The organism is Cyclobacterium plantarum (assembly GCF_011290685.1).
GTDB lineage: Bacteria > Bacteroidota > Bacteroidia > Cytophagales > Cyclobacteriaceae > Cyclobacterium > Cyclobacterium plantarum.
The window spans coordinates 81,492-94,152 of record NZ_JAANYN010000003.1 but is presented as its reverse complement, the minus strand read 5'-3'; the positions used below and the strand labels follow the sequence as shown (position 1 = coordinate 94,152).

General features: G+C 42.1%; 12 protein-coding genes. 4 read left to right on the top strand and 8 right to left on the bottom strand.

All coding sequences use genetic code 11. From position 1 onward, the window contains the following. Positions 1 to 14: 14 nt before the first annotated feature. The 4 genes from G9Q97_RS08405 (at position 15) to G9Q97_RS08390 (ending at position 4,049) form a co-directional block, all read left to right on the top strand. Positions 15 to 776 carry a phosphosulfolactate synthase gene (locus G9Q97_RS08405; protein WP_166145551.1) on the top strand — a complete coding sequence of 254 codons (762 nt, stop codon included), beginning with the start codon at positions 15 to 17 and terminating at the stop codon, positions 774 to 776. 38 nt (positions 777 to 814) lie between these two features. After that, a complete protein-coding gene (locus G9Q97_RS08400; RefSeq protein ID WP_166145548.1) occupies positions 815 to 1,750 on the top strand; it encodes a DUF368 domain-containing protein in 936 nt (311 codons plus the stop codon). After that, complete coding sequence (locus G9Q97_RS08395; protein ID WP_166145545.1) at positions 1,747 to 2,493, top strand: shikimate dehydrogenase family protein; 747 nt, start codon at positions 1,747 to 1,749, stop codon at positions 2,491 to 2,493. Before G9Q97_RS08400 ends, G9Q97_RS08395 begins: the two co-directional genes overlap by 4 nt. Before the next feature lie 194 nt (positions 2,494 to 2,687). Beyond that, on the top strand, positions 2,688 to 4,049 hold the full coding sequence (locus G9Q97_RS08390; protein ID WP_166145542.1) for a PhoH family protein: 1,362 nt from the start codon (positions 2,688 to 2,690) through the stop codon (positions 4,047 to 4,049). 12 nt (positions 4,050 to 4,061) lie between these two features. Here G9Q97_RS08390 and G9Q97_RS08385 read toward each other — a convergent pair whose 3' ends face one another. The 8 genes from G9Q97_RS08385 to G9Q97_RS08350 all read right to left on the bottom strand — a co-directional run bounded on the left by G9Q97_RS08385 (position 4,062) and on the right by G9Q97_RS08350 (position 12,625). After that, positions 4,062 to 4,817, bottom strand: coding sequence for a LytR/AlgR family response regulator transcription factor (locus tag G9Q97_RS08385; protein ID WP_073090069.1), 756 nt, complete (start codon positions 4,815 to 4,817; stop codon positions 4,062 to 4,064). A gap of 126 nt (positions 4,818 to 4,943) precedes the next feature. Next, positions 4,944 to 5,678, bottom strand: coding sequence for a LytR/AlgR family response regulator transcription factor (locus G9Q97_RS08380; RefSeq protein ID WP_166145539.1), 735 nt, complete (start codon positions 5,676 to 5,678; stop codon positions 4,944 to 4,946). 13 nt (positions 5,679 to 5,691) lie between these two features. Continuing rightward, entirely contained in the window at positions 5,692 to 6,741 is a 1,050-nt protein-coding gene (locus G9Q97_RS08375; protein WP_166145536.1) for a sensor histidine kinase, read from the bottom strand. A gap of 30 nt (positions 6,742 to 6,771) precedes the next feature. Continuing rightward, positions 6,772 to 7,743 (bottom strand): AAA family ATPase, encoded by a 972-nt coding sequence (locus G9Q97_RS08370; protein ID WP_166145533.1) that lies wholly within the window; start codon positions 7,741 to 7,743, stop codon positions 6,772 to 6,774. Between the two features lie 100 nt (positions 7,744 to 7,843). Next, entirely contained in the window at positions 7,844 to 8,500 is a 657-nt protein-coding gene (locus tag G9Q97_RS08365; protein WP_166145530.1) for a pseudouridine synthase, read from the bottom strand. Positions 8,501 to 8,509: 9 nt separating this feature from the next. Beyond that, positions 8,510 to 9,349: an OmpA/MotB family protein gene (locus G9Q97_RS08360; protein WP_246255527.1), complete on the bottom strand. Its 840-nt coding sequence runs from the start codon at positions 9,347 to 9,349 to the stop codon at positions 8,510 to 8,512. A gap of 85 nt (positions 9,350 to 9,434) precedes the next feature. Beyond that, entirely contained in the window at positions 9,435 to 11,528 is a 2,094-nt protein-coding gene (recG, locus tag G9Q97_RS08355) for an ATP-dependent DNA helicase RecG (protein ID WP_166145527.1), read from the bottom strand. Between the two features lie 23 nt (positions 11,529 to 11,551). Continuing rightward, positions 11,552 to 12,625 (bottom strand): phosphotransferase enzyme family protein, encoded by a 1,074-nt coding sequence (locus tag G9Q97_RS08350; RefSeq protein ID WP_166145524.1) that lies wholly within the window; start codon positions 12,623 to 12,625, stop codon positions 11,552 to 11,554. Between the last annotated feature and the right edge of the window lie 36 nt (positions 12,626 to 12,661).

Genomic DNA, 12,661 nt, shown 5'->3' with positions numbered 1-12,661 from the left:
CAAAATTTTATTGAATGAATTACATGCTTAATAGCATCCCTTCGAGGACAGCCAAGCCCAGAAATTCCGGATTTACAATGGCCATGGATAAAGGATTGAGTCTGCGGGAAGTGGAGGATTTTATTGAAACCAGCGGAGATTTTATAGATATTGTGAAATTAGGATGGGCAACCTCATTTGTCACCAAGAAACTCAAAGAAAAAATTGAAATCTACCGGGCAGCAGGTATTCCTGTTTATTTTGGGGGCACTCTTTTTGAAGCTTTTGTCATTCGCGATCAATTTGAAGATTATATTAACTTGCTGAACGAGTACCAACTTACTTTTGCAGAAGTATCCGATGGATCGATTACTTTGGATCACGATATTAAATGCAAATATATAGAGACTTTAGCCAAGGAGGTTACAGTCCTCTCCGAAGTAGGATCAAAAGATGCCGCTAAAATTATTCCTCCTTATAAATGGATCGATCAAATGCAAAAGGAACTTAATGCAGGTGCCTGGAAAGTGATCGGTGAGTCCAGGGAAGGGGGGACAGTAGGTCTATTCAGGGATTCCGGAGAAGTAAGGCAAGGTTTAGTAGAAGAAATTCTTACCCAGGTGCCAGAAGAAAAGATCATTTGGGAGGCCCCTCAAAAAGAACAGCAAGTTTGGTTTATCAAATTATTGGGCTCAAATGTCAATTTGGGAAACATTGCACCAAATGAAATCATACCCCTTGAAACCCTGAGACTGGGACTCCGGGGAGATACTTTTGATTTCTTCCTGAACAAATAAATTAAACTGATTTTATCCTGTAAATAATAGGCCAGGTAATGAATAGGATAGGTGAGAGGATTATTTTATTCCTTAAGGGAATGGGCATGGGAAGTGCGGATATCGTGCCGGGGGTTTCCGGTGGTTCTATTGCTTTGGTTACCAAAATTTATGAAGAGTTACTGGAAAGCATTAATTCTTTCGACCTGGCAGCACTAAAGTTGTTAATTCAGTTTAATATTCTAGGATTCTGGAAAAAAATCAACGGCAGCTTCTTATTTCCCCTGGTTCTGGGAATATTTACCAGCATTTTCGCTTTTTCAAAAGCCATAACTTTTCTAATAGAACATTTCCCTATTCCTCTTTGGTCCTTTTTCTGTGGACTGATTCTGATCAGTGCCATCATCATACTCAGAGATATCAAGCGCTGGAGCCTCATGGCGATATTCATGTTTCCTGTTGGGATAGTCCTTGCGTATTTCATTACAGAACTACCAATGATCTCTCTGCCTAATAATATTTGGCTGACATTCATATCGGGTGCCATTGCAATTTGCGCCATGATCTTGCCGGGTATTTCGGGAAGTTTTTTACTGTTAATTTTAGGCAAGTACGAATATATCCTAATGGCGGTCAATGACCGTAATTTTCTGGTTTTGGGCATCTTCGCCCTGGGATGTGTCACCGGCCTTTTGCTTTTCAGCAGGGTCATTTCCTGGTTTTTAAAAAACTTTCATGGGCTGACCCTTTCTTTTTTGTCCGGCTTTATGATTGGCTCCATCAATAAAATCTGGCCTTGGAAGAAAGTACTTACTTACCGAATTTCGAGTATGGGTATTCAAAAGCCGCTATTGACTGAAAACATTCTTCCCCATATTTACCTTGCTGAAACCGGGGAAGAACCAGCCTTTTTAGTTGCCATACTCGCTTTTCTGATCGGGGTCGTATTGGTAGTGGGAATAGAAAGACTGGCTCAAAGCATAAGTAAAGAATGAAAAAATTTGGTTTGATTGGATTTCCCCTGACACATTCGTTTTCCAAAAAATACTTTACAGATAAATTTGAACGGGAAGGCAAATCTGAATGTCAATATGAACTGTATGAAATCCCCAACATTCAGGCATTCCCTGCTGTATTGGTGAAGGAACCAACCCTCATTGGCCTGAATGTAACCATCCCATACAAGGAACAGGTGATTCCTTTCCTCGACAGATTGAGTCCCGCATGCAAAGCCATTGGGGCGGTTAATTGTATCAAAATTTCAGCTGAAGAGCTGGTAGGATTCAATACCGATTATTTTGGTTTTAAAACCTCACTGGTAAACTGGTTGGGACCTAATAGGCCTGCAGCCTTGATACTTGGGACGGGCGGTGCATCAAAAGCCGTAGCCCAGGCTTTAAAAGACCTGAACATCCCTTTCATGAAAGTATCCAGGGATACCCAACAGGGTTCAAATAATATGCTTTCCTATAAAAAGCTACGGGAAAGCCCAGAACTGATGAAAGAATTTCCTTTGCTTATCAATACTACGCCTCTGGGTACTTTTCCTAAAACAGAGGAAATGGCCGATATACCTCTTGCATCCATCAACCAGAACCATTGGGTATATGACCTGGTATATAACCCAACAACAACAGTCTTCATGCGGGAAGCTGAGAAGAGAGGGGCAAAAACCAAAAACGGATTAGAGATGCTTCACCTACAGGCTGAGGCTGCCTGGGAAATATGGAATGAATAGCATATCACCTTTTTTGAGATTTGGTTTCCTTCAAAAATATACCTGTTTGAGGCTAAAGGTAAAATACAGGGATTAAACAAGTTAGCTTTTAAAAAAAAAACTTCATTGTTCACCACTTTTATTTAGGGGATTTCATTAAGCAATATGGATTAAAATAATTATTATTAAGCCTCATTCAACTTCAATCAGATTTTATGGTGAAGAAAGCAGCTACTCCTTCCAGAAAAATTTTTGTTCTTGACACCTCTGTCATCCTGTACGATCACCAGTCCATCATGAACTTTGCAGAGCATGATGTGGTCATTCCAATTACCGTGCTTGAGGAATTGGATCAGTTTAAGAAAGGGAACGACACCAAAAATTTTGAAGCCAGGGGCTTTATCCGACTTTTGGACAAACTGTCAAAAGACCAAATGATCCAGCACTGGACAGCCCTCAACGGGAAAAACAAAGGGTCCTTTAAAGTGATGATGAACCCTGAGAATGCCTTGAATGCCAACGAGATTTTTGGAGAGGAAAAGAATGACCACAAAATATTGAATGCTGCTTTAAGCCTGAAACAAACAGAAATAAACAGAAAAGTGATTTTGGTCAGTAAGGATATCAATCTCAGGCTAAAAGCGAAATCACTTGACATTCTGGCGGAGGATTACGAAACCGGAAAAATCAAAAACATTTCAGAAATAGAAAACACAGGCAAGGAGACCTTGGAAAACATCAATCCGGAAACGATCAATGACCTGTACGAACACAGTACCCTGGAGGCAAAAGCTATCTTTGGACGAAGCAAAAAAAATATTCCCCAAAACAATACTTATTTCATTTTGAAAGGTGTTTCAAATAGTGCCTCCATTTTGGCTTTCTTCCAGGCATCAGACAACAGTTTCCACAAGATTTCCAAAACCAAAGCCTACAATATCAATCCAAAAAATGCCGAGCAGGCTTTTGCTCTGCATGCCATTTTGGATCCGAATATCAAGCTGGTAAGCATTCAGGGGGTAGCGGGAACAGGCAAAACGCTTTTGGCTCTGGCCGGTGCATTGGAGCAACGCAGTAATTTTAAACAAATATTTCTTGCCCGGCCCATTGTTCCGCTCAGCAACAAAGATATAGGGTATTTGCCAGGGGACATCAAGTCCAAGCTTAATCCTTATATGGAGCCACTATGGGATAACCTGAAGTTCATTCAAAATCAATATAAAGAAAGTGACAAGGAATATCAGCGAATAACGGAAATGGTCAACCAGGAAAAATTGGTCATACAACCCCTGGCCTATATTCGTGGCCGGTCGCTATCCAATATTTTCTTCATTGTAGACGAGGCCCAAAACCTTACCCCCCATGAGGTAAAAACCATCATCAGCCGGGCTGGTGAAAACACTAAAATTATTTTTACAGGAGATGTCTTTCAAATAGACACCCCTTATCTGGACAGCCAGAGCAACGGGCTTTCTTACCTCATTGACAGGGTCAGAAAGCATCCCCTTTATGCACATATCAAATTGGAAAAAGGGGAACGTTCCGAACTGGCAAATCTGGCAAACGACTTATTGTAAAACAGTGTGGTATTAACTCTCCGTAATGGTATTGAGTTTTGCCAAAAAGCTATTGTAGTATTGCCTTCCAACCTGCACCACATCACCTGTTTTGAGATTGATTTCTTTGGTATTGAAACTTTCTATCTGGCCCAGCTGCACAATATAGGATTTTTGTACCCTAAGGAACAGGTTAGCAGGTAATTTTTCTTCCATATCCTTCATGGATTTGCGGATGGTAAAATTCCTGTTTTTGGTAAATATGGTTACCATGTTGCCATTGGCCTCAACATAATAAATATCTCCGTAATCCACTCGCTCAAAGCTATTGTCCGCTTTGATATAAACCGCATCCACTACCAGGTAGGGGCTTTCTACAAGCTTGGTGCTCACCCCCTCCGACAAAGCCGGTCTGGTTCTTTGGTTGTAAAGTACGATCTCCACCATGGCATGGATATCGTTGCTGTTAAAGGGTTTTACAATAAAACCGGCCGGGTGGGTTCGTTTTGCCCTTTCTATAATGGCAGGGTCGCTGTAGGAAGTAACATAAACAATTGGCGCATCCACCATCTGTTGAATGATCTCCCCTAGTTCAATACCGTCTTTATCGCCTTTCAGTTTGATATCCATAAATACCATGTCTGGCCGGTATTTCTTGACCACTTTGATAGCCTGGTTAGCAGAATTGGCAATATCGATGTTTACATAACCTAAAAGTTGTAAAATTTCCTCAATGTTTTCGGAAATATTAATGTCATCTTCTACTATCAGTATCCTTTCTTCTTTCATGGTTTAATTATTTAAGGGAAAAATTTAAATAAAAGCTGTTTCGACTAATTTACAAATTAAAATACAAACTAAAGCAAAGAACTACCAGTAAACTGCATTAATATTGGTTGATTTCTAAAACTTTTGCTATAAACTCATCAAATCTTTAAACCGGGCTGCCTGTCTTCTGCTCACTTCAATTCGTTCACCACCTTTCAAAGTAACGACCAGGCCTCCATTAAACCAGGGTTCTATGGTCTCTACCCAACTCAGGTTGATGATGTGTTTCCTGCTGGCCCTGAAAAAAGATTTTTCATCCAATCGCTCATCCAGTGCATTAAGGGATTTATGAATCATCGGCTTGTTGTTTTCGAAGTATACTTTGATATAATTACCGTCTGATTCAAAAAGCCTCACATTGGAAAGCTTCACAAACCAACACTTGTCACCATCTTTGACAAACACCTGATCATTCAGTGAAAGTTTGGATTTGGGGGTATCTTCGGAAGTCTCTTCCTCCTTCTTGAGTTCTTCCAGCTTTTTTTCCAGCTTTTTAAGCGTCTCGGTTAATCTTTCAGGTTCAATGGGCTTCAGCAGGTAATCAAGCGCATTGACTTGAAAAGCCTGTAGTGCAAACTCGTCATAGGCAGTGATAAAAACGACAAGAGGCACATGATCCAACTCCTCAAGCAGGTCAAAACCTGTTTTTTCAGGCATTTGAATATCCAGAAAAAGTACATCCGGCTGCAATGACTCAATCTTTTCCTTTGCATCATCCACATTGGCAGCCTCTCCTAAAACCTCAATATTCTGATTTTGATTCAAGAGGTTAATGAGTTCCTTCCTGGCCAATCGTTCATCATCTACTACTAATACACGCATATTTCTTTTAATTTTAGTCTAAATTAAGGCTTTGTTTTGGAATTTTTAATTCTGTCACCACAAATTCGTCTCCATAGTTGAAAATTTTAAAGCTGGCCCGGTTTCCATATATCAATTTTAATCGCTGTATGGTGTTGGAAATCCCATGACCTTCTCCCTTTTTTTTTGTGTTGCCGTCCTGCTTGAGGTGCCCACTATTCCGAACCCAAATATACAAATCGTCCAGTAAGCCAATCGTACATTTGATTTCAATCAAGCCCCCCCTGATCAAATTAGAAATACCATGTTTGATTCCATTTTCTACAATTGTCTGCAACATCATGGGGGGTATCCTGTATTGCTGAGCTTCTTTCTCGATATCATAGATCACCTTCAGCCGCTCCTCAAACCTTATAGATTCCAAATTCAGGTAATCCTTAACGGTATTCATTTCCTCAGAAAGCGGAATGGTTTTGTGTTTATCCATGATAAGCGAATACCTAAGGATATTGGATAATTGGGTAATCGCAGATTTTGCCTTGGCGGGATTTTCATCCACCAGGGCCCTGACACTATTTAATGCATTAAATATAAAATGAGGATTCAGTTGATTTCTTAGATGAATCAATTTGATTTCATTGATTCTTGCCTGATATTTCAAGCTGGCGTTATAGTTATCCAAAAAATAAAACAAAAAATACATCAGGGACCAGAGCGAATAATAAAGAAAACTGGTAAACAGATTGGCAAGCAATACCAGAGGCCTGAAATCCTCCAACATGTGTAAGGTGCCAAATATCCAGTTAATAATGATCTGGGCAAATGTGTTTAATATGCTCAACACCAAAACCGCAATCAATACATGACTGATCAATTTGGTCAACGGGTATTCCAGCCAATTCTTGTTTTTGATCAAAAACCTGAAAAAATGGGTAGAAAGGAAATAGAATATGGCCAGCGAAAAATACGCACCAATTTGTATGGGAGTTATTCCCCTTGCCAGGGATACAAAGAACAGGTTGACCAAGGCAAAACTCAGCCAGCCGAAAATTTGTAACAACCAATATAGCTTATACTTTTCCATTCAAATCCCCACAGGTCCAGACCCTATCAGCTATCGGGCGCCAATGGTCTTATTCAAGGGTATTTTTTCGAGGATTTTGTGGATCAAATCCCTGGTACTTACATTATCTGCTTCTGCCTCATAGTTCAGGATAATCCGGTGATTCAGAACATCCTCCGCTATAGACTTGATATCTTCGGGGAGCACGTAATCCCTGCCATCCAGGAAAGCGATCGCCTTTGCTCCAAGATTCAGGTTGATTGAAGCCCTTGGCGAGGCTCCAAACTGAATGTATTTTGCCTCTTCCTGCATGCCATACTTTTCTGGAAATCTGGTCGAAAAAACCAACTCGATTATGTAGTTTTCCAAAGCTTCGGCAATCTGAACATCGTTGATGGCATTCCGAATAGAAAAAATATCCTCCTTATCCAGAATAGGATTAACTTCAGAGGCAAAATGAGCATTTGTCATTCGCCGCATAACCTCCAATTCATCTATTTTTGAGGGGTAATCGATATTCACCTTCATCATAAACCGGTCTACCTGGGCTTCAGGGAGTGGATAGGTTCCTTCCTGATCTACTGGGTTCTGAGTGGCAAGGACCAGAAATGGCTTGTCCAGGGTATAAGTGGTTTCGCCTATGGTAACCTGCTTTTCCTGCATGGCCTCCAGCAATGCAGACTGCACTTTGGCTGGTGATCGGTTTACCTCATCTGCAAGGATTATATTGGAAAAAATCGGCCCTTTCTTTACTTCAAAATTGGCATTTTGCTGGTTATAGATCATGGTGCCCACCAAATCGGAAGGCAATAAATCAGGAGTGAACTGTATCCTCTTGAAATCTAAATGAAGCACCTTTGATAAGGTATTAACAGTCAATGTCTTGGCAAGGCCCGGTACACCTTCCAATAAAATATGCCCATTGGTAAATAAGCCTATCAGTAACCTGTTCACCATCTTGTCCTGACCGACAACGACTTTTTTAACTTCATTGATAACTTCTTGTATCTTCTCCTGATGCATAGTGGAATCTAATTATTTCAATAGTGTTTTTTCTATCTAAAATTAAGAACTCTGTTCAAAATAGAAGCCTAAATTAGAATAATTCGCGGTCTATAACAATTCAGAACCTTTTCTTCTTTTTTGTTTTATGAAATTTGGGCCTGTGCCCGGTCAATATCCTGCCCTCCGGTACAGGAATGCCCAAAGATCCATATATAATCTCTTGCTCAACTTTCTGAACTTCCCCTACCTGAAAACCTTCCAGGGTCAATCCCTCAATCGCCCATCGCACAAGCCGGAGTGTCGGAAAGCCCACAGCTGCTGTCATCTTTCGGACTTGTCGGTTTTTCCCCTCATTTAAAGTCAGCGCAATCCACGTTTCAGGAATATTCTTTCTATACCGAATGGGAGGATCCCTATCCGGCAAAACCGATCCAGCCCTGTCCAAAACCCCAACTTTTGCTTTAGCCGTTTGATGGTCTTTTCCATTGATGTTAATCCTGAGCCCATCTTCCAGTTCCTTGACCGCCTCAGGCGTTATTTCACCTTCCACCTGAACCCAATAGGTTCGTTTATGGCCATAAATCGGATCCAGTAAACGGTGATTAAGGTATTTATCATTTGTAAGCAATAGCAGTCCCTCACTGTCCTTATCCAAACGCCCTACAGGATATACATCATCAGGAAAATCCGCAAGTTCACCCAATGTGTGGTCTTCTCCACTGAATTGGCTTAGCGTGCCGTATGGCTTGTATACCAAATAATACCTGTAATCCATCCGTTTCTATTATTGCAACAACTCAAACAATTCATTCAATCGTGGGGTAAGGATGATTTCTGTCCTCCTGTTCATGGACCTTCCCTCTTCCGTATCATTGGAAGCCTTGGGATAATAATAACTCCTGCCTGCAGCAATTACCCTCTCCGGGATTACATCATACGTATCTGTCAGAATCCGCACAATCGCTGATGCCCTTGCCGTACTCAGGGCCCAGTTATCTTCAAATCTCCCCTTTATCGGTACATTGTCTGTATGTCCTTCTACCATGACCTGAATATCAGGACTATTGTTCAACACTTCCGCCAATTTACCCAATGCCTCTCTTCCATCTTTGTTTACAGTGGCGCTTCCTGAAGGAAAGAGCAATTTGTCCTGCATGGAAACGTACAATTTACCATCTTGCTCGTAAACCTGTAGTTCATCAGATTGATATTGCACCAGGGCTTTGTCCATGGTTGTTTTTAAATTTTCCATTATGGCCCTTTGCTCATCCAATAGCTGTTGGAGCATATCCAGTCTCTCCTGCTGTTCCATCAGCCTTTGCTCTTTATCTGATAGTTCCTGGCGAACTGAAGAAGAGGCTGACATGGCCGATTCCAGCCTGGAGGCCAATTCTGCCTTTTCCTGCTGTTCCCTAGCCAGGGAATCTTTCAGGTTGGCAATGGATTTTTGAAGCATTTCTACGCTTTGTCGGGTGCTATCCAAATCGCTTTCCGTGTCTCTTAAAGAACGCATCATTTCCGCATTCCTTACATTCACTGCATGGTATTTCTTTTGGGGTACACAAGAACTGATCAGACATATCCCAAGAAAACAACCACCTATTATCAAACTTTTCTTCATCATCTATCCGTACTTTATCCATTTACCACTATAAACATACCAATTTAAATCCTTCCCCTAAAATTTTACTACTTTTGCAATAATAAGTTCAGGAAATCCTGCTCCAGTTGAGTTCATTTTTCCTGAGCCGGGATACCTGATCCGCTATTGGCCGGTTTTCAGGCTGGATAAGACCGGGATCCGCTTCCAATATTGCCTTGGCTGCTGCCCTAGCCTGAACCAATATTCCGCCATCCCTTCCCAAATCCGCCAATTTTAGATCCATTATTCCAGATTGCTGGGTTCCGGAAAGGTCTCCAGGCCCTCGTAAACGCAGATCAACATCGGCAATTTCGAAACCATTATTGGTTCTGACCATGGTCTCCAACCTGGTCCTGCTGTCCTTGCCCAACTCGTATTTGCTCATAAGGATACAATAGGATTGGTCAGATCCCCGACCTACTCTACCCCTCAACTGGTGCAACTGGGAAAGCCCGAAGCGTTCCGCATTTTCAATCACCATCACCGAGGCATTGGGTACATTTACACCTACCTCAATCACGGTGGTAGCAACCATAATTTTGGTCTCCCCCTTTACAAACCGCGCCATCTCAAAGTCCTTGTCGGCAGCTTTCATATTCCCATGCAATATGCCGATGGGAAGTCCATTGAAAGCCCTGCAAATGCTCTCATACCCATCCATCAGGCTTTTCAAATCGCTTTTCAGAGATTCCTCAATCAAAGGATAAACAATATACACCTGCCTGCCTTTGGCTATTTCCTTCTTAAGAAACCCAAAAACTTTTAGCCGGTCTTTGTCATACCGGTGCACGGTTTGAATGGCTTTCCTTCCTGCAGGCAATTCATCAATTACTGAAATATCCAGGTCTCCATACAAGGTCATGGCCAGCGTCCTGGGAATAGGTGTGGCTGTCATTACCAGTACATGGGGATAAAAATCCTTGTTTTTAGCCCATAATTTTGCCCGCTGGGCCACTCCAAAACGGTGTTGTTCATCTATTATGGCAAGGCCCAATTGTTGAAAAACCACCACATCTTCCAAGAGAGCATGTGTCCCGATCAATAAGTGAAGCGTTCCTGATGCCAGCTCCTTGTGAATGGCCTCTCGTTGCTTTTTGGTACTTGAGCCAGTCAGTAAGGCAATTTTAAGTCCCATCTGTTCGGTAAATGGCTTCAAACCTTCGTAATGCTGGTTGGCTAAAATCTCAGTAGGAGCCATAAGGCAGGTCTGGTAACCTGAGTCTACGGCAACCAACAGGCAAATAAAGGCTACGATGGTTTTACCGGAACCTACATCCCCCTGGATGAGGCGGTTCATCTGCAATCCGGACTTGAGGTCGGCGTAAATCTCTTTGATGACCCTTTTTTGTGCCCCTGTAAGCTCAAAAGGCAGGTGTTCTTTGTAAAATTGCGTTAATAATTGGGTCTGACCCAGAACCTTGCCCCTGAATTTCTCCGTCCTTGCCAACTTCAATTTCAATAAGCGTAGCTGCAAAAAGAAAAACTCTTCAAATTTCAACCGATAACTGGCCTTCCTGAGGTTCCCGGGGCTGGAAGGAAAGTGGATTTCCTGTATGGCTACTTGCTTTGAAACCAGTTGCATGGACTCACAAAGCCTTGAAGGTAGCGTTTCGGGTATCTTAGAAAAAGCCAGGGGCAACAAGCCGGCCAGAATCCGGGAAATTCCCCTACTGTCAAGAAATTTGGCTCTCAACTTTTCCGTTGTGTGATAAACGGGTTGAAAATATGGCCCTTTGTCCTGCTTTCCTGTCAGGGGTTCAAGCTCGGGATGTGCCATACTGAATCGACTGCCAAAAAGCTGGGGCTTGCCAAAAGCCACCAGGGCCACTCCTTTTACCAGCTTCTTATTCACCCACTGTATGCCCTTAAACCAGGTGAGCTCCATGATTCCTGTTTCATCGGCAAATTGCGCCACCAGTCTTTTCTTCCTGCCCTCACCTATAACCTGCACGGAGATTATCCTTCCGATAACCTGCACCTGCTGCAGTTCCGGTTTGATTTCCCTTATTTTATAAAACTTTGTCCTGTCCTCATACCTGAAAGGATAGTGCTGCAACATCTCACCAAAAGTGAAAATATCCAGCTCCTTATTCAGTAAGGCTCCCTTTTGGGGGCCCACTCCTTTCAGGTATTCGATTTTGGTTTCAAAAAATCCGGTCAAGATTTACAGCTTTTGTCCCATTTTTACAAAGATAATCTATGTTTTAGTTTACCCTCCAGAGCCTCAATCTCCCCCCTTTTACCTATCAATGCCCTGAGCAAGGCAGCCTGGTTTTGGGCCCGGTGAAGGTTTTGCTCCGGATAATCCACTTGATAATACACATTCCCATTGAGGTGGTCCGTTAAAAACCGAAGCCCCATGATCAATGTCATCATTTCTCCTCCATATGGCAGGGATTCCAATTCCTCTGGCAACAACTTTCCTCCCAATACTCCATAAAACCCCTTTAACAGCCCTTCATACTTATTCATATCCACCTGAATGCTATCCCATTCCAGAGAAGATTCATCCTGCGTACAAGCCACCGTCCGTACCAAATCCCCAAAGTCATAAAAAACGTAACCCGCCATGATGGTGTCCAGGTCAATCAATGCATTTACTTTTTGCATATCTTCACCAAAAATCAGGTTATTGATCTTCGTATCATTATGGGTCACCCTCAGGGGAAGCTCCCGGCGGTAAGCCTGGTATTTTTCCTGCAAGGCTCTCATTTCATCGTAAAAAGCAATCATTTTCAGGGTAATGCCATCGGGCTGAATCTTTGGAGACTTCAGCGCGGCATCAAACTGCTCAAAACGTTTATTCAAGTCATGAAAATGAACAATGGTGTCGGCTAATTTTTTCGCATCCGCCTGCAAAAACACCAGAATAAAATAAGCGAAAGCCTCTGCGGCTCTTTCTGCCTGATCGGCCTGCTCTATGGCATCTTTTGTAATACCATTGACAAAAGGAAATAGGCGGTATAATTCCCCTCCCAGATCGGTAAAAAAATGCCCTTTATCATTGACTATGGGCAAAGGAAGGGAAAAGGGCAAATCCTTTGGATCAAAGTAATCCATTAAATACTGCTGGTTACCGGAAATCCGCTCGGGATACTTAAATACCAGATCATTAAACGCCTGTAATATATAGGATTCCGAGCCCGCAAAAACACGGTAGGTCTTGTGGATATGCCCGGAACCAAACCTCTCTACGTTAATCGTTTGCGAGGCCAGACCATATGTCCCTTTCAATGCATTCAAAATACCTTCCTTCATATCATGTAAATGGTTGGTTAATCTTTATATTCAAAT

Coding starts and splice junctions, on each gene's coding strand:
- G9Q97_RS08390 (WP_166145542.1), top strand. CDS start 2,688: ATGGTGAAGAAAGCAGCTACTCCTTCCAGAAAAATTTTTGTTCTTGAC.
- G9Q97_RS08400 (WP_166145548.1), top strand. CDS start 815: ATGAATAGGATAGGTGAGAGGATTATTTTATTCCTTAAGGGAATGGGC.
- G9Q97_RS08380 (WP_166145539.1), bottom strand. CDS start 5,678: ATGCGTGTATTAGTAGTAGATGATGAACGATTGGCCAGGAAGGAACTC.
- G9Q97_RS08370 (WP_166145533.1), bottom strand. CDS start 7,743: ATGCATCAGGAGAAGATACAAGAAGTTATCAATGAAGTTAAAAAAGTC.
- G9Q97_RS08350 (WP_166145524.1), bottom strand. CDS start 12,625: ATGAAGGAAGGTATTTTGAATGCATTGAAAGGGACATATGGTCTGGCC.
- G9Q97_RS08360 (WP_246255527.1), bottom strand. CDS start 9,349: ATGATGAAGAAAAGTTTGATAATAGGTGGTTGTTTTCTTGGGATATGT.
- G9Q97_RS08405 (WP_166145551.1), top strand. CDS start 15: ATGAATTACATGCTTAATAGCATCCCTTCGAGGACAGCCAAGCCCAGA.
- G9Q97_RS08375 (WP_166145536.1), bottom strand. CDS start 6,741: ATGGAAAAGTATAAGCTATATTGGTTGTTACAAATTTTCGGCTGGCTG.
- G9Q97_RS08395 (WP_166145545.1), top strand. CDS start 1,747: ATGAAAAAATTTGGTTTGATTGGATTTCCCCTGACACATTCGTTTTCC.
- G9Q97_RS08385 (WP_073090069.1), bottom strand. CDS start 4,817: ATGAAAGAAGAAAGGATACTGATAGTAGAAGATGACATTAATATTTCC.
- G9Q97_RS08365 (WP_166145530.1), bottom strand. CDS start 8,500: ATGGATTACAGGTATTATTTGGTATACAAGCCATACGGCACGCTAAGC.